This window comes from Bradyrhizobium sp. B039, from assembly GCF_038965675.1.
In the GTDB taxonomy this organism is placed as follows: domain Bacteria; phylum Pseudomonadota; class Alphaproteobacteria; order Rhizobiales; family Xanthobacteraceae; genus Bradyrhizobium; species Bradyrhizobium diazoefficiens.
On sequence record NZ_CP152416.1, the window covers coordinates 4,158,786 to 4,178,182 of the forward strand.

A 19,397-nucleotide genomic window follows, 5' to 3' on the forward strand; every position below is an offset into this window, starting at 1 on the left:
AGGTGCTTATGCGCCGCCAGAAGTTAGCGGCGGGCCAACCTGCCGAAAATGGTACGAAAATGAACGCGGCCCCCATTGGGAGCCGCTGTGCGCGCCTTTTAGTCGAGTGCTTTCGATCAATCAAGTGCTAGGTAAGGCGAGTAGCGGTATCTAATTATAGTGCAGTCTGCCACCAGGTTAGAGGTGGTACAGGCGCTAATGATTGGCACATACTCTCGGCTAAGTTGTCAGAAGCGCCACGCGCCCGTAGACTGCATTGATAGGGCAGCGAACAAAAGCATTGAGGGAACGCTGCGACGGGGGAAGTTGCGGCGATGGTCGGGTCTGACGGAGCAGCCGCAGCGGCTGCGGTTGCAAGGATTGAAAGCCTTCTCGCTAGACCAACCCCATCAGGGGGAATTTTCGAGAAGTTCGATCTGAGCGAATGGGACTGGGCGTCCGTACACATTTATCTGCCGGAGCCTGAGATCCAGTCGGCAATAACGCCTCCGTTCATGGAGGCGTTCTTAGTTCTCCAAAAGCAGCTCTATCAGTTGGCCGCTTTAGCGACCACGGGACTAGCCGACGTTGGGCAGCTCGGTGACGCCGAACGTAACGAGTTGCTCCTGAGTGTGGTCGTAACGGGAGGTAGTTCCGATCTTGTCGCGCAACTTAAGAAACCTCTAGAGAGCCTATTGAACCGCATGGTCGGCAAGATGACAGGCAAACAAGCCGCTATCGTAATCGTTTGTTTGGGAGCGCTGGTCGCGTCACCATGGGCCTTTTGCGCGTGGTTAGACCAAACCAAGGCCGTCAAACTTGAGGAGATAAAGAGCAAGGAGCACCTCGCTGCGCTTCAAGCAATGGAGTTCGCCAACAAAGAACAGAGCGAGGCATTCAATCGCGTCATCGAAATCCTCAAATCTCAAGGAGAGGTGGGAAAGCGCGCGCTCGATGTGGTGACCCAGACTAACGAGGCACTGTTAAAGGCGGCGACTAGCAGTCCTAAAACAAGCATCAATGATGTTGAGGTAACGCGATCTGAAGCCGAGCTTCTGCGTACGCCGTCGAGAAAAAGGGCGCAGCAAAAGATTGTTCAGCAGGAGGTCAAAGTCGTCGATATCAACACGACCGACCCTCTCGATTTGCAAATAATTCTGCTCGATCCTTTCTCTGAGACGCAGCACCGGATCAAGTTAAAGGACGATCTTTTTGCCGGTGAAAGTCGCCGCAAATTATTCGACGCCTTAGAAAAGCGTACCCCATTGTGGGTGGAATTGGCGATCAAGGAAATTGACGGTGAAGTCCGGTCGGTCCAATTGCTTCGAACAATCGAACGCCCCGCCGACCTCGTATCGGACGCCGAAGGGGATAACTGATCAGTAGGCGGGGGCGGGTTTGAGAAAGCTGGTACCGTTCTTTGTTCTTGTCTTGCTTTTTCTGGTTGGCCTCGTGGGCGTCTTTCTCTACGCCTATCTAGCCGATAGGTATTGCCCATTCGAGGGCGGCGAAACGCACGCCTCACATTTCTTGGATTATCCAAATCACGGCGAAGGCCAAGTTGGCGGCAGCACTCGCTATGGTGAAAGCCAACACTCCGAGGCTGAAGCGACCCTTCTTTACCTGGCGGCGAACGAACCAGAGGCCCCTGGGGGCGCGCGCGAGGCCGATAGCCAAAAAACTCCGCGTTGGATTGTCAAATTCTTTTGCGAAGCAAAGGCCGCTGACGCGGCGCTCGTTTTCTTTACCTACGGTTTGATGATTGTCACCGGATGGCTGGCGTGGGCCACGCTTAAGCTCTGGCAATCCGCTGAGAATACAGCTGACGCGCAAGAGAAAAATACTCGCATTCTCCAGCGCGCCTATCTCGGTGTTGAGCCCGTGGGCATCGATCCCCGTCACGAGAGATGGCGTGCGCTGTTGCGTGGGGAGAAGGGCCCGTTGCAAAGCGTGGCTCAGGTTATCATCAAGAACTCCGGAAATTTGCCTGCTAGAAAGATCGAGTGGACGATTGAGCACAAATTCTGTCGAGAGCGATACCTAAACGATTTCCCATTCGATAGCCTGATTGCCGAGGGCGAAGGCACCCTTCCGCCCCACGGCGCCATGATACATGGCGGCAAAACCATAAATGCCGGAACTGATGATGGTTGTTTGCGGTTGGAGGCTGAACGCTTTTTGTATGTCTGGGGCCTCGTCCGTTACGAAGATGGATTTGGCACTACGCGCACGACCAAATTCTGTCACAGATACAATTGCGCGAATGTCGAAAACATTCACGGTGAAAAAGAGGCTGATGCCGGTGGCAAGGGCCCGGTAATTGGACTGAAAATTCGCAGCGAGTTTGCCCGCGTCCATCGCTATGGCAATGATGCCGATTAGCGCGGTCGAACCAATGACGCACTGACAGTCCGTACCAGTTTCGTACCAGAAACGGGTGCAAATACCCTGCACAGAATGAGAACAGATGCGAATTGCTGCATTGAAATTGCAGCGCTTTTGACTGCTCGCGCAAACGAGCGGTTAGAGGCATCTCGCCCCAACCATCGGCGACCGGACGACCCGGAAGCCTTATGAAACTTCGAGAGTGCGGCCGGCGGCGATGTCGCCGCCGGCCGAATTCGTCTTAGCGAATGACGTAGGGCAGCAGGCCCAGGAAGCGCGCGCGCTTGATGGCGCGGGCGAGCTCACGCTGCTTCTTCGCGGACACCGCGGTGATGCGGCTCGGCACGATCTTGCCGCGCTCGGAGACGTAACGCATCAGCAGCTTGGAGTCCTTGTAGTCGATCTTCGGAGCATTGGCGCCCGTGAACGGGCAGCTCTTGCGACGACGGAAAAACGGACGGCGTGCACCAGCTTCAGCCATTGATCTTACTCCCCATCCGTCGTGGTTTCAGCTTCTTCGCGCGGACGGCGCGGGCCGCGATCACCGCGGAAGCCACCACCGTCACGATCGCCGCCACGGAAACCACCCTCGCGGTCGCCACGGAAGCCGCCTTCACGCTCGCCGCGGAAGCCGCCGCCACGATCGTCACGCTCGCGATCGCGATCGGCCTTGCGCATCATCGCGGACGGGCCTTCCTCGAGCTCCTCGACGCGGACGCTGAGATAGCGGATCACGTCTTCGCTGATGCGCTCCTGGCGCTCGATCTCGGCGATCGCCGCGGACGGCGCGTCGATGTTGAGCAGCACGAAGTGCGCCTTGCGGTTCTTGTTCATGCGGTAGGTGAGGGAGCGAACGCCCCAGTTCTCGGTCTTGGTGACCTTGCCGCCGAGACCCTCGACGATACCGGTCATCTGCGCAGTCAGCTCTTCGACCTGCTGCGGGCTCGCGTCTTGGCGCGCGAGAAAAACATGCTCATAGAGAGCCATGGAAGTCCTTTCCTCATGTTGGCGCATCGCCCGGCGTCAAGCCCTTAAGAGGCCTTCGGAAAGGACTCTGGGATTAAGCTCAGAAGGCGGAAACACGGGACGACGGGCCGACTGGCCCTGCCACACCAAAATCACGAATGATTTGTTGAGACCGTCCGTTCAGCTCCCGGCCGGGGTCTGCGGATGCGCGCCTTATACGGATTTTGGCCGGCTTTGCAAGGTTGGAGGGCCAGGTTTCGCCCCTGGCGCCCGGGCTGGGGGCCCTCGGCTTGATTTATTTGTTTGTATAGCATACAAATAAATCAACGGGAGGATCCCATGGCAGACAAATCTGCCCGCGCCCCATCCGAGCCGGCCGCCGGCGACCCCAAGCATGCGGCGCGCGCCACACGCTCGGCCGGCCGCAAAATGCGCTCGCTGCTGCTGGATGCGGCCAGCCCGCTGTTCCGGGAGCGGGGGCTGTCGGGCGCCTCGATCACCGACATCGCGGCCGCCGCGGACGCCTTCCCGAGCCAGATCACCTACTATTTCCGTACCAAGGAGGCGCTGTTCGTCGAATGCGCCTGCCGCGAGCTCCTGTACCTCGCCCGCGCGACCGAGCAGGCTGCGCTGAAGGCGCGCACGCCGCGGGACTACACCCACGCGCTGGCCGAGACGGTGACGGCGAGCGATTCGGTCGCCTTCTTCGCCGAGGCGTTGACGTTGACGCGGCGTCGCCCGGATCTCGCGCCGCTGGTCGAGCGCACCATCGAGCGTCTGCACGCCGAGGGCGCACGCGCCTATGCGAGCCAGGTCGCGCGCCACGGCTGGCGTTCCCTGCGCGCGCCCGACGAGAGCTCGCGGCGGTTCTGGGCCGTCGCCATCGGCGTCATCCTCGAAGGCTATGCCATGGGCCGCTCGCCGGATGAGCTCTGCGCCGAGATGCTGCGCGTGCTTGGCGAGCAGGCGAAATCTGCCGGCGACGCCGCGCGCCTGCGCCTCGTCGACGACCGCGACGCATCGACCACTTCGGATGAGGAGAGCTAGGCCATGACCGCACTTCGCATGCGTGCCCGCGATTTCCTGACCGAGGATCAGCTCGTCGACGTGCGCCAGCGCGTAACGTGGAAGGGTGTCGCACTGATCGCGCATGCCTGGGCGCTGATTGCCGGTGCCATCGCCCTCGTCGCATGGTGGCCGAATCCGCTGACGTACATTTTCGCTGTCGCCGTCATCGGCTCGCGCCAGCTGGGCCTGTCGATCCTCATGCACGACGGCGCGCATGGTTGTCTCTCCGCCGATGAGAACACCAATTTGACGCTGAGCCAGTGGTTCTGCGCCTATCCCGTTTTTGCCGAGACGCGCGCCTATCGCCGCTATCACTTGCAGCACCACGCGCGCACCCAGCAGGAGGACGATCCCGATCTCGTGCTGTCGGCGCCATTTCCGATCACGCAGCTGAGCTATCGCCGCAAGTTCATTCGCGACATCACCGGGCAGACCGGCTACCAGCAGCGCAAGGCGCAGCTGCTCAACGCACTCGGCCCGCAGGACTGGCCGTGGCGGCAGCGCGCGGCGCATTTCTGGGAGAAGCTTGGCCCGCAATGCGTTTTCAACGCCATCCTGTTTGCAGGGCTTGCGGCGGCCGGTGTGTGGTGGGCTTACCCGCTGCTATGGCTGGTGCCGCTGCTCACCTGGATGATGGTCATCACCCGCATCCGCAACATCGCCGAGCATGCCGTCGTCCCCGACAGCAGCGATCCCCTGCGCAACACCCGCACCACGCATGCCAATTTTCTCGAGCGCCTGTTCATCGCGCCGTATTACGTGAACTATCACCTCGAGCATCATCTCTTGTTCTACGTGCCCTGCTACAATCTGCCCAAGGTCCATCGCCTGCTGAGCGAGAGTCGTCATGCCGGCCGCATGGAAGTGCAGCCGAACTACGCCGCCGTGCTGCGGCTCGCCACCGCCAAGCCGAACCGCGACGACCGGCCGGGGCAATTGGTAGCAGCGCGCGCCGCGCGCGGGCTGGCGCCGAGGTCGGCGCGGATCAGAAGGCGGGTGGTTTTTAAGGGGCGCATCCCCAGTTGAATGCCGGTCGACGTTCCCATCTTGGCTTGACATTGCAGGCCCGGACGGTGTCTACGGCCCCCTTTGAGGCACGAGCCGGAACCATGGCCCAAGGCCGCGCGTAATCGGCTGCCGGTTCTCGCAGGGATCGTGCTCGACAAGCAGGGAGCGCCGATGACGGCAGCATTCACATTTCCGGGGCAGGGGTCCCAGGCGGTTGGCATGGGCAAGGCGCTGGCCGACGCCTTCCCGGTGGCGCGCAGCGTGTTCGACGAGGTCGATGCAGCGCTTGGGGAGAAGCTGACGGCCACCATCTGGGATGGCCCGGCCGAAACCCTCCAGCTCACCGAAAACGCCCAGCCGGCGCTGATGGCCGTTTCTGTTGCGACCCTGCGGGTGCTTGAGGCTGAAGCCGGTTTTTCCGTAGGGCGGGACGCGGCCTTTGTCGCCGGCCACTCGCTTGGTGAATATTCGGCGCTGGCCGCGGCCGGCAGCCTGACGGTTTCCGATACCGCGCGGCTGCTTCGCACCCGCGGTCTCGCAATGCAAAAAGCCGTGCCGGTCGGCGCCGGTGCGATGGCCGCTCTGTTGGGCCTCGATTACGAGGCCGCCATGGAGGTCGCCAATGAGGCGGCTCAGGGGCAGGTCTGCCAGGCCGCCAACGACAATGGCGGCGGGCAGGTGGTCGTCTCCGGCGACAAGGCAGCGGTCGATCGCGCCGTCGAGATCGCCAAGACCAAGGGCGCCAAGCGCGCGATGCTGCTGCCGGTGTCCGCACCGTTCCATTGCAAGCTGATGCAACCGGCTGCCGACGCGATGGCGGAGGCGCTGGCCAAGGTCACGATCAAGGCTCCGGCAGCTCCGCTGGTGTCGAACGTGCTGGCAACCGCCATCACCGATCCCGATGAGATCCGCCGCCGTCTGGTCGAGCAGGTCACCGGAACGGTGCGCTGGCGCGAGTCGGTTGCCTATATGGCCGGGCAGGGCGTGACCCGTTTCTTCGAGATCGGCGCCGGCAAGGTGCTGACGGGTCTCGTCAAGCGTATCGCCGACGGCGCCGTCGGTGTCGCGGTGGGCGGACCGAACGACATTGCGGCCGCCAAGGATGCGCTGGCCGCTGCGAAGCAGGCCTGAAGCGCGATGAATCGTCATCGCGCTTTGGTTCTTTAGTTTGCGCACGATCTTGCCGGAAAACCGCTGCGCACGTTTCCGGATCGTGCTTTGAAGGAGTTATCCATGTTCGATCTGACTGGCAAAAAGGCGCTCGTCACCGGCGCGACCGGCGGTATCGGCGGCGCAATCGCGCAGGCGCTGCACGCGCAGGGCGCCACGGTCGCGATATCAGGAACGCGGAAGGAAGTGCTGGATGAGCTTGCCGGCAAGCTCGGCGAGCGCACCTTCGTGCTGCCCTGCAATCTCTCCAAGGCCGACGAGGTCGAGGCGCTGGTGCCTGCGGCGGAAGCCGCGATGGGCCAGGTCGACATCCTCGTCGCCAATGCCGGCATCACGCGCGACAATCTCTTCGTCCAGCTCCGCGACGAGGACTGGGACGAGGTCATCAACGTCAATTTGACCTCGACCTTCCGCCTGGCGCGCGCCGCCACCAAATTGATGATGCGCAAGCGCTTCGGCCGCATCATCGCCATCACCTCTGTGGTCGGCGTCACCGGCAATCCCGGGCAGGGCAACTACACGGCATCGAAGGCAGGCTTGATCGGCATGATCAAGACGCTGGGTGCCGAATACGCCAAGCGCGGCGTCACCGCCAACTGCATCGCGCCCGGCTTCATCAAGACGCCGATGACGGACGCGCTCAATGACAAGCAGCGCGAGACGATTCTGACCAAGGTTCCGGCGGCCCGGCTGGGGACGCCCGAGGACATCGCGGCGGCCGCCGTCTACCTGAGTTCAAACGAAGCGGCCTACGTCACCGGGCAAACCATCCATGTCAACGGCGGCATGGCCATGATCTGAAGTCCTCGTTCCGTGCCGCCCACATGGCGGTGCGGGATGCGGCAAACGGCCGTTTCCGATGCGAAATGAGGCTTGTAGTCAAGGCAGTTGAAGTATGGTAACCGGACCTTCAACGGATGGGCAAAGAACGCCATTGCAGGTTTTTGAAACCCTGTATATTGGCGATGCGGAGCCTTGGCCGTCGTTCGCCGGGCCCTGCATCGGTTAGGATGGGGCCAAATCAAAGTTCGTAAGCGAAGGCAGTCAACGACCACGACGGCTCGTATCGTCCCGGGGGGTCGGGTCTACAGGGAACAACACGAGGTTATGCAATGAGTGACATTGGCGAGCGGGTTAAGAAGATCGTGGTCGAACACCTTGGTGTTGAACCCGAGAAGGTTGTCGACGCTGCGAGCTTCATCGACGACCTCGGCGCCGACAGTCTGGACACCGTCGAGCTGGTGATGGCGTTCGAAGAAGAATTCGGTTGCGAGATTCCGGACGACGCCGCGGAGACGATTCTCACCGTCGGCGACGCCACGAAGTTTCTCGAGAAGAACGCGAAGAGCTAAGGCTCTTTATTTTCGCGGGGACAACATTGAAACCGGACGGGCCGCTTCGCAGCGGTCAGCCGGTTTCTTGTTATTGGCCGTGAATCTTTCGATGCGGAGTTTGCGGATATGAGGCGGGTTGTCGTCACGGGTCTCGGCATGGTCTCGCCACTCGGCTGTGGCGTCGAGCCGACCTGGAAACGCATCCTCAACGGCGAAAGCGGTGCGCGCAGGATCGAGAGCTTCGATGTCTCCGATCTTCAGACCAAGATCGCCTGCACGGTGGTGCGCGGCGACGGGTCGAACGACACCTTCAATCCCGACAAGTGGATGGAGCCGAAGGACCAGCGCAAGGTCGACGACTTCATCATCTTTGGCATGGCCGCGGCCGGCCAGGCGCTCGACGATGCCAACTGGCATCCCGAAACCGAAGAGGACAAGTGCGCGACCGGCACCATGATCGGGTCCGGCATCGGCGGCCTCAACGGCATCGCGGAAACCGCCATCCTGCTGAAGGAGCGCGGACCGCGCCGGGTGTCGCCGTTCTTCATTCCGGGCCGCCTGATCAATCTCGCCTCCGGCTATGTCTCGATCGCGCACGGGCTGAAGGGGCCGAACCATTCGGTGGTCACGGCCTGCTCGACCGGCGCGCATGCGGTCGGCGATGCCGCCCGCCTGATCGCGCTGGGCGATGCCGACGTCATGGTCGCCGGCGGCGCTGAGTCGCCGATCAGCCGCATCGGCATTGCCGGCTTCAATGCTGCGCGCGCTCTCTCGACCGGTTTCAACGAGACACCCGGGAAGGCCTCACGTCCCTACGACAAGGATCGCGACGGCTTCGTGATGGGCGAGGGCGCCGGCGTCCTCGTCCTGGAAGAACTCGAGCACGCGAGGCGACGCGGCGCCAAGATCTATGCCGAGGTGATCGGCTATGGTCTGTCGGGCGACGCCTACCACATCACGTCGCCGTCGCCCGACGGCGATGGCGGCTTCCGCAGCATGCAGGCCGCGCTCAAGCGCGCCGGCCTCACGGCGTCCGATCTCGACTACATCAACGCGCACGGCACCTCGACGCCGCTCGGTGACGAGATCGAGCTCGGCGCGGTCGAGCGTCTGCTCGGCAATGCCGCCTCCAAGGTCGCGATGTCCTCGACCAAATCGTCGACCGGCCATCTGCTCGGCGCGGCCGGTGCGATCGAGGCGATCTTCGCCATTCTCGCGATTCGCGATAATGTCGTGCCGCCGACGATCAACCTCGACAATCCGTCGGTCGAAACTGCGATCGATCTCGTGCCGCACACGGCGAAGAAGCGAGAGGTCAACGTCGCGTTGTCGAATTCTTTCGGTTTTGGCGGTACCAATGCGTCGGTGATCGTCCGCCGTTTGGCCAATTAGTTTGCGTTTGAAACGAATCCACCGTTTTGCCGTATTCGGCGATAGTCATGGTAGTGGGCGCGTGCATTTGGCAGGGCAAACGGTTGTCAGGCCGCGATTGAACCGGCAGGATTCAGGTTGCTTCGATGAGTGAAAGGCCGCCCATTTCGCCCCGGAGTCCGCGGGCAGCGCTCGAGCCCGAGCAGGTCCCGCCGCCTCCGAAGCGATCGGACCGCGCGCGCAATCCCTTCGTGATCGTCGGCAACGCCATCATCACGCTGCTCTTGATCTCCATGATCGGGGCGGGCGCCGTCTATTACTACGGCCGGCAGGTGCTCGAAGCGCCGGGTCCGCTCAAGGAAGACAAGATCGTCAACATCCCGCAGCGCGCCGGCAAGCGCGACATCGCCGAGACGCTGAACCGGGAAGGCGTGACCGACGTCAACCCGTGGGTGTTCATTGCAAGCGTGGCCGCGCTGAAGGCGAGCTCGGACCTCAAGCCCGGTGAATATTCGTTCCAGAAGAACGCATCCCTGCGCGACGTCATCGCCACCATCGTCGAAGGCAAGGTGGTGCAGCATGCCGTCACGATTCCGGAAGGCCTGACCTCCGAGCAGATCGTGGCACGGCTCTCCGACAACGATATCTTCACCGGCAGCGTGCGCGAGCTGCCGCGCGAGGGCACGCTCTTGCCCGAGACCTACAAGTTCCCGCGCGGCACCACGCGCGAGCAGGTGATCCAGCGCATGCAGCAGGCACACAAGCGCGTGCTGACCGAGATCTGGGAGCGTCGCAGCCAGGACATTCCGGTCAAGACTCCGGAGCAGCTGGTGACGTTGGCCTCGATCGTCGAGAAGGAGACCGGCAAGCCGGACGAGCGCAGCCGCGTCGCTGCCGTGTTCGTCAATCGCCTGAAGCAGAAGATCAAGCTCCAGTCCGATCCGACCATCATCTATGGCCTCGTCGGCGGCAAGGGCACGCTGGGCCGCCCGATCAAGCGCAGCGAGATCACGCAGCCCTCGCCCTACAACACCTATGTGATCGAAGGCCTGCCGCCGGGCCCGATCTCCAATCCCGGCCGCGCCTCGCTCGAAGCCGCCGCCAACCCGGCCCGCACCCGCGACCTCTATTTCGTCGCCGACGGCACCGGCGGGCATGCCTTCACCGAGACCTACGACGCGCACCAGAAAAACGTCGCCAAGCTGCGCGCGATGGAGAAGCAGATCCAGAACGACACGGTCGAGCCGGCCGAGGACGCGCAGCCGCCGGCGGCGGCAGCGCCCGGCGCTGCCGACACGCCGACCGCGACCACGCCGGCACGGCCGAACCAGCAGAAGAAGCCGCCGGCTGCTCCTCGCCCCGCTGGTCCCGCCCCTGCCCGGCAGGGCGCGGTGCAGCCCTCGTCGCCGGTGATCCAGCGCTAGGCCCGCGCAGACCTGCCTACGGGACTTTGCGGATTCCACTTTCCGGCAAAATAGTCTTAAGATTCGCGTGCCTTGATGGCCTCGCGAATCCTGTGTTTCTGGAGAATTTGACCTGATGGCGCTGTCGTCCATGACCGGCTTTGCCCGAAGCCACGGCGCTAGCGGGCCGTACACGTTCGAATGGGAATTGAAGTCGGTCAACGCCAAGGGCTTTGACCTCAGGGTGCGGCTGCCGCAGGGGTTCGACGAGCTCGAGGCCCACGCCAAGAAGCGCGCCGGCGAGCTTTTGTCGCGCGGCACCGTCTACGCCAATCTCAACGTCAAGCGCGCCAATGCCGCCGCCTCCGTCCGTGTCAACGAGGACGTGCTCAACGCCGTCCTGAAGGCCGCCTCGATGATCGCCGGAAAGGTCGATGCGGTGGCACCGAGCGTCGACGGCCTGCTCGCCATCAAGGGCGTCGTCGAGGTCGCCGAGCCCGAGGGCGACGAGGAGGAGGACAAGGCGGCGCGCGCCGCGGCAGCGGAGGCCTTCGACAAGGCGCTCGCCGATCTCGTCGAGATGCGCAAGCGCGAGGGGACCTCGCTCGGGCAGATCCTGACCCAGAGGGTGGACGAGGTCGAGCAACTGGCGAAGAAGGCCGAAGCCGCACCCGGCCGCAAGCCGGAGGCGATCAAGGCCAGGCTCGCCGAGCAGATCGCAACGCTGCTCGACACCTCCGACCGTTTCGATCCCGACCGCCTGATGCAGGAGGCGATCCTGATCGCGACCAGGGCCGACATCCGCGAGGAGCTCGACCGTATCGCCTCGCATATCGCGCAGGCGCGAGAGCTGATCGGCAAGGGCGGCCCGATCGGGCGCAAGCTCGACTTCCTGGCGCAGGAGTTTCACCGCGAGGTCAATACCTGCTGCTCGAAGTCGAACGACATCGAGCTGACCAATACGGGGCTCGCCATGAAAAACGTGGTCGAGCAATTTCGCGAGCAGGTCCAGAATCTGGAGTGATCGATGACGACGGGCGGTCACGGAACTGACGGTGTCGAGCGGCGTGGATTGATGTTCGTGCTGTCCTCGCCGTCGGGCGCAGGCAAAACGACGCTGTCGCGCTTGTTGATCGAGCGGATGCCGGGTCTGCGAATGTCGGTCTCGGCGACCACGCGGCCGATGCGGCCCGGCGAGGTCGACGGCCGCGACTATCTGTTCGTCGACAAGCCCCGCTTCGAGGCGATGGTGCGGGACGACGAACTGCTGGAATGGGCGACCGTGTTCGACAACCGCTACGGCACGCCGCGCGCGCCGGTCGAGGCGGCGCTGTCGGCCGGGCAGGACGTGCTGTTCGATATCGACTGGCAGGGCACGCAGCAGCTGCGCGAGAAGGCGCGTGCCGACGTCGTCAGCGTGTTCATCCTGCCGCCGTCAGCCGGCGATCTCGAGAAGCGGCTGCATTCGCGCGCGCAGGATTCCGACGAGGTGATCCGCAAGCGCATGAGCCGCGCCAGCCACGAGATGAGCCACTGGGCCGAGTACGACTACATCGTGATCAACCACGACGTCGACGAGGCCTTTGCCGAGGTGCAATCGATCCTGAAGGCCGAGCGCCTCAAGCGCGAGCGGCGGATTGGCCTCGTTGGCTTCGTGCGAGGTTTGCAAGGCCAGCTGCAGGGTTAGAGCCAGGGCCAGGCTGCCTCAGCCGCGGCCCTTCCTGCGCCAGCCGTTCCAGCATCGCGGTGATGATGTCGACGTCGACCGTATCCTCGTCGCGACCAGCCGGCTTTTCATCGCCGTCGGCCCGGTCCGCAGCTAACCGGGGTGAACTGGCCTCGATCTCGAATTCCCTGTCGAATGCCGCGATCTCGGGCTCGGCGGATTCCGCGACTTCGACGATGCCAGCCGGCTCGTGCGCTTCGATCACATCGATCTCGCGGTCGATCGCGGCGAGCTGTGCCGCCTGCGGGCGTGCGGCATCGAAGTCGATCGGGCGCGGCGGCTGCGCGCGCGGCGTGACGGCCGGCATCGCCTTGAGCCAGGGCGCGCGGCTCTCGTCCTGGTCCTGCGGCTCCCAATCGTCCCAATTCACGCGGCGGTGGTCGCTCGCCTTGACGCGGGAGCGCGCACCGGCGAAGCGGTAGATGACGCTGGCGAGGATGCCGGCGATCGCCAAAGCGCCGCCGATCACGAGCAGGAGCGTCTGGAGCGAGCCGGTCGGCTTGTCGACGGGAATTTCGGCCGCGGCGAGCGCCACCGGGGCGTTGGCCTTTGCCGGTGTCGCGCCCGGCTGCGTTGCGGGTGCGGGCGCAGCGGAACTCGCGGAAGCATCGGGCCAGCGCGCGGCGACGGCGGGCTGCTGCGCGTTGTTGTCGGCGATGGCGCCCGGCGGCTGTTGCATGACCTGTGGCGCGCTCGTTGCGGCCGGCGCAGGCGCGGTCATGTTCGGCGAGCTCGGCGCGGCACCAGTCTGCGGTGCAATGTATTCCGCGCGCGCATTCTGCACCGACGGCGGCGCTGCTGAATCTGCGTTTGGCGTGTCGGCCGTCGCTTGCGCGCTCTGCGTCGCCTTGCCGCCTTCGGCACGCAGGTACCAGCACTGCCGCTTGGTCGCGCGATCGAGGCGATAGTGCCAGTGCTGTCCCTGCGGCGCGGTGCTTTTCGGCGAGGTGAGGCAGTCGGCGGCCGCATTGGCCGTGCTCGATGTGCTCGGCGCGTTCTGCGACACCGCAGCGAGGGGGGCGCCGGCAATGATACTGCCAACAAGCGCTGATATGAATTTCGCGGTGCGGTTGCCCATCCTGGTCTCCCGGTTACGCATGACGCAACTCTTAACCTTCCCTTTCTCTTCAAAGAGTTGGGTGGCAATGAGCCGCAAATCCGGAGAGGATGTGGCTTGAATCGGGCCTGCGCGGCGATCGTTCCGCCGCGAAATCAGGCATTTTGCCGGCGCGATGGCCTGATCGAGCTCCAGGTTCCCGAGCAGCCGCCGAAGCGGCGGAAGCGTTGGAACCGCTGCACGCGGCGAGGGGGCGTATGGGACGGGTTGCGACCATGGCTCACCGTTCCCGCGGCAGGTCTTGCCCGAGCCTTGCTTCCGTTCGCCGCCCGATGGAGGCCAAAGGGCGCAGGGAAGGCCGGGCGCCGGCGGCACCCGCACGTCCGTGCGCGATAGAAGTGCACACGGTTTGGACCACAGGTGATGCCGGTCGCCCGGCCTTCCCTGCGCGGATGGTTTTAACGGTGTCCTTCGCGCTCTCCCCGGGGAGCGATGCACTATTGCCCCCGTCGTCTCGCGGATCGCTGATGCGCGCGCCCGGTCGGGCCGCCACATCACCCCGAGCCTTGACGCACAGACCCCGGGCGTCAGGACCACGCGACTTCTCCGTCCGCGGACGGCCACGCCTGGTCATGCGCGTCATTCCGGGGCGCCCTGGAAGGGCGAGCCCGGAATCCATCGCACGGCAGAACGCGTAGCCCGATGGATTCCGGGCCTGCTTGCTGCGCGCGCATCCCGGAATGACGGAGCGGGAGGTGATTTCCTGGAAATTGCGAAGCCTATTTCCAGACGCGCGCCAATTTCAGCGCCAGCAGCCCCAGCGCGGCGCTGATGAGGCCCACCACCGCGTAGGATTGCGCGAAGACGCCGGTCTGAACAAAGACCTGCGCCGCGATGGCGAAGCAAACAGCCGCGAGCAACAGGCAAGCGCAGCCGACGATCATCGACAGATAACGTATCGCGGCTGCGACTGGCCTTGCGGGTGATGCGGGGTCGTTCATGCGGAATGACAACAGTGCAGCCGACGGCGGGTTCCTCCGCTGCTGCGCGCGAGCATCAGTCGCGTGAGCAGCAATCGACGAGCGCGCGCCAGATGCGCTGGATTTCGACCGTCCTTTGAAGCTCCAGGACGTGGTTCTCGCTCGTTGGGGAGGATGGCGTCTCAGGGCGGGGTTCGCGCGGCACGATCCAGCGTTCGGATATCGGATCGTACCACTTGCCGAGACTGACCACGTTCGTCTCTCCTCGTTTTACCCCCCGGTCTATCGCTTATCCCTTGCGCCTGTTGCTTGTGTTCTGGGTGAGATTGCCGTGCGCCGCCTGCTCGCGAATATTCTGCTTCTCGTCGTCGCGGTGGCCCTTGGTGGTGTCGACCGGGACCGACGGCGCGCTGCCGGCGCCCTTGTGGCTCTGGTTTTCTTCAGGAACAGGTTGCACTCTCTTCGTCAGCGGCCTTGTCATCAGCTCTGACTCCGTCGTTGCCTTCACGAGAGACAAACGCGCCCGAGGCGCGCGACGTTCCAAGGTCAGGCCGAAGTGATCGGCCGGCGATCGGCATGATGGTGTCGCGAGGCGGAGCTTCCTGGCTTCATCGAAGGGGCAGGCATTGGGCTCGATTGGGGGCGCATTTACCGGAACGGGGCCCGACGGTATCGCGTGCCGCCCATCACCCGAAGCGGGCTTCCTGCGACGGCCGGCGCTTCGCCGCGTGGGCACGCCAGGTATCGATCGCTCTGTTCGCGAGCATCAACTGCCGGCGTTCACCGGTTCTGAGCTGGGCTTCGATGGCGTCGAGAAGGACGTTCGCGGTCTCGTCCGGAGGGCCGAGCTCTCCGCTCTGCTCCAGGAAGCTCCAGGCGATGAAGAACGCGCTCTCGACGGTGCAGCGAATGGACATACTCTGCCAACGCGGCGTGGCCGCAGCCGTTCCGCGCGGCGGGCGAAACTTGCGTCCGGCCGCCGCGGGCGGTGTCAGTTCTTCAGCACGATGCGGCCGACGACCTTGCCGGCGCGCAATTCGTCGATCCATTTCTGGACGTCGCCCATCGGCTCCTCGCGCATCGGCGTCGGCTTGATCTTGCCGGCGCGGGCGAGTGCCATCAGCTCCTGGGCCTCCGCAAGCGTGCCGACCATGAAGCCTTCGATGGTCATGCGCTTGTAGACCCATTGCACCATGGGCAGCGTGAACTGGCCGCCCATCAGGCCGGAGACCACGATCTTGCCGCCGCGCGCGGCGACCGCGACCGCAAACGCCATCGACTTCTCGTTGCCGGCGAAATCGACGATCTCGTCAAAGCCGCCTTCGGTCTCCTTGAGGATGCGCTTGATCACGTCGGGCTCGGCCGGATCGTAGGCGTTGGCTGCGCCGTTCTTCAGTGCGGTGTCGCGCGCGGCCGGCGAGAGATCGGCGACCGTGATCGGCTGCTTGAACATCGCCTGCGCGAACGACAGGCCCATCATGCCGACGCCGCCGAGGCCGATCAGCAGCAGGTTGCGCTGGCGCGGACGGTCGACCAGGCGCTTGAGCGCGCCGTAGGCGGTGACGCCGGAGCACATCAGCGTCGCGGCCTGGTTGACGGGCAGGGGATCGTAGTCGAGCAGGTATTTCGCGTCGGGCACAAGCACATGGGTGGCGAAACCGCCGTCGATGGAGACGCCGAGGAAGCGCTGCTTGACGCAGAGGTTCTCGTCGCCGTTGGCACAGTCGCGGCACTGGCCGCAGCCGATCCACGGAAACACCGCCTTCTTGCTGCCGACGAGGCCGCCCGGAACGTCGGGGCCGACTTCATCGACGACGCCGGCGATCTCGTGGCCGAGCGTGAAGGGCAGCGTCATGCCGCGCGTGGTGTCGAGCTTCTTGCCGCCGCCGAGATCGGCATAGCCGTCCTGGATGTGCAGATCCGAATGGCAAAGGCCGCAGCGCTCGATGCGCACCAGCACCTCGGCGCCTTTCGGCTTTGGCGTGTCGACGATGGTCTCGCACAAGGGCGCATCGAACTTGACCAGCGACTGCCGACGCATCAACGCCATTTTCTTTCCTCCGGAATTTCTGTCTTAGCCTTCGCTGCGTATATCCGCCAATTCACGCGCCATGGCAACAAAGCCGGATATCGGAATGGTCTCGGCGCGCCGCGTCGCATCGACGCCGGCGGCCTGCGCAAGCCGCGCCGGATCGACGCCGAGCGATTTCAGGCTTTGCCGCAGCATCTTGCGGCGCTGGCCGAACGCGGCCGCCGCGACCTGCTCGAGCATTTTTCGATCGCATGGCAGGGGCTCGGCGCGCGGCACCAGGCGCACGACGGAGGAGGTGACCTTCGGCGGCGGCACGAAGGCGGACGGCGCGATGTCGAACAGGATCTTCGTCTCGCAGCGCCAGTTGGCGAGCACGCCGAGGCGGCCATAGGCTTCCTCGTCCTCGCGCGCCACGATGCGCTCGCCGACCTCGCGCTGGAACATCAGGACCATCATGTCGTACCAGGGCGGCCATGGTTCGGTGGTGAGCCAGTTGATCAGAAGCTGGGTCGCGATGTTGTAGGGCAGGTTGGCGACGATCTTTGCGCTTTCGCCATTGAGCAGCGGACGCGGGTCGAAGGTCATGGCATCGCCGTGGACGATCTCGAGCCGGCCGGGATAGCGCGCGGAAATATCTTGCAGGGCGGGGATCGCGCGCTCGTCATGCTCGATGGCGACGACGCGCCTGGCGCCGAGCGCAAGCAGGGCGCGGGTTAGTCCTCCCGGGCCCGGGCCGATCTCGACGATGGTGGAGTTGTCCAGTGGCGCCGCCGCGCGCGCGATGCGCGCGGTGAGGTTGAGATCGAGCAGGAAATTCTGGCCGAGCGATTTGCGGGCCGACAGCGCGTGCTGGCGAATGACCTCGCGCAGCGGCGGGAGGTCGTCGATCGCGCTCATCAGGTCTTGGCAGCCGCCATGCGGCTGGCGAGCTGAAGCGCTGCGATCAGGCTCGCCGGATTGGCTTTGCCGGTGCCGGCGATGTCGAAGGCGGTGCCGTGATCGGGCGAGGTACGGATGAAGGGCAGGCCGAGCGTGACGTTGACGGCGTCGTCGAAGGCGACCGTCTTGATCGGGATCAGCGCCTGGTCGTGATACATGCAGACCGCGCAGTCATAGAGGCTGCGCGCGGCCTCGTGGAACATGGTGTCGGCGGGCAGCGGCCCCCTGGCGTCGATGCCGTCGTTGCGCAATGTCTTGAGCGCAGGCGCGATGATGGTCTGCTCCTCGTGGCCGAGCGAGCCGTCCTCGCCGGCGTGCGGATTGAGTCCGGAGATCGCGATACGCGGCCGCGCGATGCCGAAGCGGGATTTCAGTTCGGTCGCGACGATGCGCACGGTCGAGACGATCAATTCGCTCGTGAGCTGGGACAGCGCATCGCGCAAGGAGACATGGATGGTCACGGGCACCACGGCGAGCCGCGGCGACCACAGCATCATCACCGGCTGCGGCACGCGGCCGTCCTCTCCGGCGAGCTCGGCGAGGAATTCGGTGTGGCCGGGATGGCGGAAGCCCGCGCGGTAGAGCACGCTCTTGGCGATCGGATTGGTGACGACGGCGCCGGCGCGGCCGGCCCGGACATCGGCCACCGCCTGGCGGATCGAGGCGAGCGCAGCCGGCGCGCTCGAGGCGTCGGGCTGGCCGGGTTCGGCCGTGGCGCGCTCGCCGGTCGCAACCACCGGCAGGGCCTCGGTGAAGGCGGCCGCGGCTTCGTGTGCGCTCACGGAGGCGATCCGGATCTCGGCGCCGAGCGCCGTACCCAGGGTCTTGTCCAGTGTCTTGGCGCGCCGCGCGATCAGCGCCTCGTCGCCGAGCAGGTAGAAGGCGGGCAGGTTCAGCTCGCGGCGCCGGAGCCAGGCTGCGATCGTGATGTCGGGGCCGATGCCGGCAGGCTCTCCCAGGGTCAGGGCGAGGGGCTTTGCTGCGTGGTTGGCCATCAGCGGTTGCGATATTCGATCATCGCCGCCTTGCGGAGCTCGTCGAGATAGGCCTTCTGGGTCTTCTCGTACTTCTCCTGATACATCTTCTCGCGGACCTCGCGCTTCTTCGGCGTGTCGATCATGGTCGGCTTGCGTGAGCAGAGCACCACCATCTCGATGCCCGCCTTGGTCACCTCCGGCGCGGTCAGATGGCCGATCGGCGTGTCGTCGAGCACCTTGCGCAGCGCCTCGGGCAGCTCCGCGGTCGTCTTGGTGACGCTCTCGCGGATGGTGGCGTTCGGCGTCGAGCGGAACAGCGAATTGGCCTCCTCGCAGCTCGCAACGCGCGAGCGATATTGTTCGGCTTCCTTCATCCGCGTTTCCTGAAAGGCCGGAGACGAGCCGCGCGGCACGATCAGCACGATCGGCTGCATCTTGTATTCGGTGCCCTCGATCTGCAGCTTGTCGCCGGCCTGGGCCTGCACCGCCTGCGCGACGTCGCGCTCGCCGACCATCAGCTTCTCCTTGAAGCGGCCGCGCACGAGGCTGGTCCAGACCATCTCGGACTTCATGCGGGCCTTCAACGTCTCCGGGCGGACGCCCTTGACCTCGAGCGACTTGGTCAGCTGATCCGTCGTGATGCGCATGCGCTGCGCCATGCCCTCGAAGGACTGGTTGATGTCGGAGACGCCGGGATCGACGCCGTACTTCTTGCCTTCCTTCAGCTTCACCCTGTCGTCGATCAGCTCGTTGATGACCTCCTGCCGGCTCGGGGTCTTCTGCGTCGTCAGCAGGTCGAGCTTAGAGCGCTGGTCGATGTCGAAATCGGTGATCGGATCGCCGTTGACCATGACGACGATGTTCTGCGCGCGCGACGGCGTGCCGGCCAGAAACAGGGCGGCGAGGACGAGGAGGAGGCGGAACAAAGGCAAGGCAGTCGTCATGGATCTCGCTCGCATGTCAGCCGCGGTGAACCTGCGATTGGGGCAACGCGGTCGGCAC

The 19,397-nt window shown here is 64.5% G+C and carries 21 protein-coding genes and 1 pseudogene; 11 read left to right on the forward strand and 11 right to left on the reverse strand.

What is annotated here, in order from left to right:
* Positions 1 to 314: 314 nt before the first annotated feature.
* Both AAFG50_RS19280 and AAFG50_RS19285 read left to right on the forward strand, forming a co-directional pair.
* The gene (locus AAFG50_RS19280; RefSeq protein WP_039184376.1) at positions 315 to 1,358 is read left to right on the forward strand and encodes a hypothetical protein; all 1,044 of its coding nucleotides are present in this window, start codon (positions 315 to 317) and stop codon (positions 1,356 to 1,358) included.
* A 19-nt stretch (positions 1,359 to 1,377) separates the two neighbouring features.
* The gene (locus tag AAFG50_RS19285) at positions 1,378 to 2,361 is read left to right on the forward strand and encodes a hypothetical protein (protein ID WP_131234175.1); all 984 of its coding nucleotides are present in this window, start codon (positions 1,378 to 1,380) and stop codon (positions 2,359 to 2,361) included.
* Positions 2,362 to 2,605: 244 nt separating this feature from the next.
* Here AAFG50_RS19285 and rpsR read toward each other — a convergent pair whose 3' ends face one another.
* Both rpsR and rpsF read right to left on the reverse strand, forming a co-directional pair.
* Positions 2,606 to 2,845, reverse strand: coding sequence for a 30S ribosomal protein S18 (gene rpsR / locus AAFG50_RS19290; RefSeq protein ID WP_007592020.1), 240 nt, complete (start codon positions 2,843 to 2,845; stop codon positions 2,606 to 2,608).
* 5 nt (positions 2,846 to 2,850) lie between these two features.
* Positions 2,851 to 3,351, reverse strand: coding sequence for a 30S ribosomal protein S6 (gene rpsF / locus AAFG50_RS19295; protein ID WP_028171082.1), 501 nt, complete (start codon positions 3,349 to 3,351; stop codon positions 2,851 to 2,853).
* Between the two features lie 318 nt (positions 3,352 to 3,669).
* Here rpsF and AAFG50_RS19300 point away from each other — a divergent pair, with 318 nt between their 5' ends.
* The 9 genes and pseudogenes from AAFG50_RS19300 to gmk all read left to right on the forward strand — a co-directional run bounded on the left by AAFG50_RS19300 (position 3,670) and on the right by gmk (position 12,371).
* Positions 3,670 to 4,377, forward strand: a complete 708-nt coding sequence (locus AAFG50_RS19300) for a TetR/AcrR family transcriptional regulator C-terminal domain-containing protein (protein ID WP_028171083.1) — start codon at positions 3,670 to 3,672, stop codon at positions 4,375 to 4,377.
* Between the two features lie 3 nt (positions 4,378 to 4,380).
* Positions 4,381 to 5,405, forward strand: a pseudogene (locus tag AAFG50_RS19305) (fatty acid desaturase family protein).
* Positions 5,406 to 5,577: 172 nt separating this feature from the next.
* The gene (gene fabD, locus AAFG50_RS19310) at positions 5,578 to 6,537 is read left to right on the forward strand and encodes an ACP S-malonyltransferase (RefSeq protein ID WP_028171084.1); all 960 of its coding nucleotides are present in this window, start codon (positions 5,578 to 5,580) and stop codon (positions 6,535 to 6,537) included.
* Positions 6,538 to 6,639: 102 nt separating this feature from the next.
* Positions 6,640 to 7,377: a 3-oxoacyl-[acyl-carrier-protein] reductase gene (fabG, locus tag AAFG50_RS19315; protein ID WP_011086858.1), complete on the forward strand. Its 738-nt coding sequence runs from the start codon at positions 6,640 to 6,642 to the stop codon at positions 7,375 to 7,377.
* Between the two features lie 311 nt (positions 7,378 to 7,688).
* Positions 7,689 to 7,928, forward strand: a complete 240-nt coding sequence (locus AAFG50_RS19320; RefSeq protein ID WP_008130699.1) for an acyl carrier protein — start codon at positions 7,689 to 7,691, stop codon at positions 7,926 to 7,928.
* Positions 7,929 to 8,036: 108 nt separating this feature from the next.
* The gene (gene fabF / locus AAFG50_RS19325; RefSeq protein ID WP_028171085.1) at positions 8,037 to 9,302 is read left to right on the forward strand and encodes a beta-ketoacyl-ACP synthase II; all 1,266 of its coding nucleotides are present in this window, start codon (positions 8,037 to 8,039) and stop codon (positions 9,300 to 9,302) included.
* 125 nt (positions 9,303 to 9,427) lie between these two features.
* Positions 9,428 to 10,705 carry an endolytic transglycosylase MltG gene (mltG, locus tag AAFG50_RS19330; RefSeq protein WP_028171086.1) on the forward strand — a complete coding sequence of 426 codons (1,278 nt, stop codon included), beginning with the start codon at positions 9,428 to 9,430 and terminating at the stop codon, positions 10,703 to 10,705.
* A gap of 115 nt (positions 10,706 to 10,820) precedes the next feature.
* Positions 10,821 to 11,708, forward strand: coding sequence for a YicC/YloC family endoribonuclease (locus tag AAFG50_RS19335; RefSeq protein WP_028171087.1), 888 nt, complete (start codon positions 10,821 to 10,823; stop codon positions 11,706 to 11,708).
* 3 nt (positions 11,709 to 11,711) lie between these two features.
* The gene (gene gmk, locus AAFG50_RS19340; RefSeq protein WP_011086862.1) at positions 11,712 to 12,371 is read left to right on the forward strand and encodes a guanylate kinase; all 660 of its coding nucleotides are present in this window, start codon (positions 11,712 to 11,714) and stop codon (positions 12,369 to 12,371) included.
* Here the strand turns inward: gmk and AAFG50_RS19345 are convergent.
* The 9 genes from AAFG50_RS19345 to AAFG50_RS19385 form a co-directional block, all read right to left on the reverse strand.
* Entirely contained in the window at positions 12,304 to 13,509 is a 1,206-nt protein-coding gene (locus AAFG50_RS19345) for a hypothetical protein (protein ID WP_074077714.1), read from the reverse strand. The two genes, gmk and AAFG50_RS19345, sit on opposite strands and share 68 nt — an antisense overlap.
* Positions 13,510 to 14,246: 737 nt before the next feature.
* Entirely contained in the window at positions 14,247 to 14,411 is a 165-nt protein-coding gene (locus AAFG50_RS19350; protein WP_231166702.1) for a hypothetical protein, read from the reverse strand.
* Between the two features lie 112 nt (positions 14,412 to 14,523).
* Positions 14,524 to 14,700 carry a hypothetical protein gene (locus AAFG50_RS19355; RefSeq protein ID WP_166466015.1) on the reverse strand — a complete coding sequence of 59 codons (177 nt, stop codon included), beginning with the start codon at positions 14,698 to 14,700 and terminating at the stop codon, positions 14,524 to 14,526.
* 36 nt (positions 14,701 to 14,736) lie between these two features.
* Positions 14,737 to 14,928, reverse strand: coding sequence for a hypothetical protein (locus AAFG50_RS19360; RefSeq protein WP_186363046.1), 192 nt, complete (start codon positions 14,926 to 14,928; stop codon positions 14,737 to 14,739).
* Positions 14,929 to 15,133: 205 nt separating this feature from the next.
* On the reverse strand, positions 15,134 to 15,364 hold the full coding sequence (locus AAFG50_RS19365) for a hypothetical protein (RefSeq protein ID WP_028171091.1): 231 nt from the start codon (positions 15,362 to 15,364) through the stop codon (positions 15,134 to 15,136).
* A 74-nt stretch (positions 15,365 to 15,438) separates the two neighbouring features.
* Positions 15,439 to 16,497 (reverse strand): alcohol dehydrogenase, encoded by a 1,059-nt coding sequence (locus AAFG50_RS19370; RefSeq protein WP_028171092.1) that lies wholly within the window; start codon positions 16,495 to 16,497, stop codon positions 15,439 to 15,441.
* A 24-nt stretch (positions 16,498 to 16,521) separates the two neighbouring features.
* A complete protein-coding gene (gene rsmA / locus AAFG50_RS19375) occupies positions 16,522 to 17,376 on the reverse strand; it encodes a 16S rRNA (adenine(1518)-N(6)/adenine(1519)-N(6))-dimethyltransferase RsmA (RefSeq protein ID WP_011086876.1) in 855 nt (284 codons plus the stop codon).
* Complete coding sequence (gene pdxA, locus AAFG50_RS19380) at positions 17,376 to 18,413, reverse strand: 4-hydroxythreonine-4-phosphate dehydrogenase PdxA (RefSeq protein WP_028171093.1); 1,038 nt, start codon at positions 18,411 to 18,413, stop codon at positions 17,376 to 17,378. The genes rsmA and pdxA overlap by 1 nt, the downstream gene beginning before the upstream one ends.
* Positions 18,413 to 19,339 (reverse strand): SurA N-terminal domain-containing protein, encoded by a 927-nt coding sequence (locus AAFG50_RS19385; RefSeq protein ID WP_028171094.1) that lies wholly within the window; start codon positions 19,337 to 19,339, stop codon positions 18,413 to 18,415. Before AAFG50_RS19385 ends, pdxA begins: the two co-directional genes overlap by 1 nt.
* Positions 19,340 to 19,397 lie beyond the last annotated feature (58 nt).

Bases quoted from the DNA above. Each gene is read 5' to 3' on its own strand.
- AAFG50_RS19385 (WP_028171094.1), bottom strand. From the start codon at position 19,339: ATGACGACTGCCTTGCCTTTGTTCCGCCTCCTCCTCGTCCTCGCCGCC.
- pdxA (WP_028171093.1), bottom strand. From the start codon at position 18,413: ATGGCCAACCACGCAGCAAAGCCCCTCGCCCTGACCCTGGGAGAGCCT.
- rpsR (WP_007592020.1), bottom strand. From the start codon at position 2,845: ATGGCTGAAGCTGGTGCACGCCGTCCGTTTTTCCGTCGTCGCAAGAGC.
- AAFG50_RS19335 (WP_028171087.1), top strand. From the start codon at position 10,821: ATGGCGCTGTCGTCCATGACCGGCTTTGCCCGAAGCCACGGCGCTAGC.
- AAFG50_RS19360 (WP_186363046.1), bottom strand. From the start codon at position 14,928: ATGACAAGGCCGCTGACGAAGAGAGTGCAACCTGTTCCTGAAGAAAAC.
- rpsF (WP_028171082.1), bottom strand. From the start codon at position 3,351: ATGGCTCTCTATGAGCATGTTTTTCTCGCGCGCCAAGACGCGAGCCCG.
- fabF (WP_028171085.1), top strand. From the start codon at position 8,037: ATGAGGCGGGTTGTCGTCACGGGTCTCGGCATGGTCTCGCCACTCGGC.
- gmk (WP_011086862.1), top strand. From the start codon at position 11,712: ATGACGACGGGCGGTCACGGAACTGACGGTGTCGAGCGGCGTGGATTG.
- AAFG50_RS19370 (WP_028171092.1), bottom strand. From the start codon at position 16,497: ATGGCGTTGATGCGTCGGCAGTCGCTGGTCAAGTTCGATGCGCCCTTG.
- AAFG50_RS19280 (WP_039184376.1), top strand. From the start codon at position 315: ATGGTCGGGTCTGACGGAGCAGCCGCAGCGGCTGCGGTTGCAAGGATT.
- AAFG50_RS19300 (WP_028171083.1), top strand. From the start codon at position 3,670: ATGGCAGACAAATCTGCCCGCGCCCCATCCGAGCCGGCCGCCGGCGAC.
- AAFG50_RS19345 (WP_074077714.1), bottom strand. From the start codon at position 13,509: ATGCGTAACCGGGAGACCAGGATGGGCAACCGCACCGCGAAATTCATA.
- mltG (WP_028171086.1), top strand. From the start codon at position 9,428: ATGAGTGAAAGGCCGCCCATTTCGCCCCGGAGTCCGCGGGCAGCGCTC.
- fabG (WP_011086858.1), top strand. From the start codon at position 6,640: ATGTTCGATCTGACTGGCAAAAAGGCGCTCGTCACCGGCGCGACCGGC.
- AAFG50_RS19365 (WP_028171091.1), bottom strand. From the start codon at position 15,364: ATGTCCATTCGCTGCACCGTCGAGAGCGCGTTCTTCATCGCCTGGAGC.
- rsmA (WP_011086876.1), bottom strand. From the start codon at position 17,376: ATGAGCGCGATCGACGACCTCCCGCCGCTGCGCGAGGTCATTCGCCAG.
- AAFG50_RS19350 (WP_231166702.1), bottom strand. From the start codon at position 14,411: ATGATCGTCGGCTGCGCTTGCCTGTTGCTCGCGGCTGTTTGCTTCGCC.
- fabD (WP_028171084.1), top strand. From the start codon at position 5,578: ATGACGGCAGCATTCACATTTCCGGGGCAGGGGTCCCAGGCGGTTGGC.
- AAFG50_RS19320 (WP_008130699.1), top strand. From the start codon at position 7,689: ATGAGTGACATTGGCGAGCGGGTTAAGAAGATCGTGGTCGAACACCTT.